The organism is Methylobacterium goesingense (assembly GCF_022179225.1).
Lineage (GTDB): Bacteria > Pseudomonadota > Alphaproteobacteria > Rhizobiales > Beijerinckiaceae > Methylobacterium > Methylobacterium goesingense.
Map to the genome: position 1 here is coordinate 1 of NZ_BPQL01000194.1, position 1,107 is coordinate 1,107.

General features: G+C 73.8%; 1 protein-coding gene. It reads left to right on the top strand.

Annotated elements, in window-relative coordinates; genetic code table 11:
* Positions 1 to 1,107: Hint domain-containing protein (locus MFF30_RS24335; RefSeq protein ID WP_306424603.1), on the top strand; the 1,107-nt coding region annotated here is incomplete at both ends.

Sequence of the window (1,107 nt, forward strand, 5' to 3'; positions counted from 1 at the left end):
CTGGGCACCGGCACCACCACCCGCGTCTCCACCGACAGCACGGGCGCGCAGGCCACCGGCGGCGGCGGCAGCACCGGCGCCTCGATCTCGGCCGACGGCACCCGCGTCGCCTTCCAGAGCACCGCCACCAACCTCGTGGCTGGCGACACGAACAATACGACCGACGCCTTCGTCAAGGATCTGAGCACCGGCACCACCACCCGCGTCTCCACCGACAGCACGGGCGCGCAGGTTGGCAGTTCCAGCAACACCCCCTCGATCTCGGGCGACGGCACCCGCGTCGCCTTCCAGAGCAACGCCACCAACATCGTCACGGGTGACACGAACGGCTTCACCGACGTCTTCCTGGCCGACGTGGCCTGCTACGTCACCGGCACGCGGATCCGCACGGAGCACGGCGAGGTCGCGGTCGAGGATCTGCGCGTGGGCGATCGCGTGCTCACCGGCGCCGGCCAGCACCGGCCGATCCGCTGGATCGGCAGCCGCGCCCTGGCACCCCGCCGCCATCCCCGGCCCGGCCAGGCCCAGCCCGTGCGCATCCGCGCCGGCGCGCTGGGCGAGAACAAGCCCGCGCGCGACCTGCGCGTCTCGCCCGGCCACGCCCTCTGCCTCGACCTGCTCGGCGAGGTGCTGGTGCCGGCCATCGCCCTGGTCAACGGATCGACCATCGTCCAGGAGGACGTGGAGCACGTCACCTACTGGCACGTCGAACTCGACGGCCACGACATCCTGCTCGCCGAGGGCCTGCCCGCCGAGAGCTACCTCGATTGCGGCAACCGGGGCTTCTTCGGCGCGGGCGCGGTCGTCGATCTCGCTTCCAGCCCCGATGCCGGGGCGGCCACGACCGCCGATTATTGCCGGCCCTTCCACCGCGACGGCCCCGTCGTCGCGGCGGCCCGGGCGCGCCTGCGCAGCCGGGCCGAGGCGGCCGGCTGGACCTTGCGCCAGCCCGAGACCTGGGCCGGCGTTCACCTGGAGGTGGACGGCGCCCGCCTCCTGCCCGAGACGCGCGGGCTCTCCGCCTGCTTCGTCCTGCCGGCCGACGCCCGCGAGATCTGGCTCTGCGCGCCCACGAGCGTGCCGGCCCAGATCTCCGACAGCGCGGAC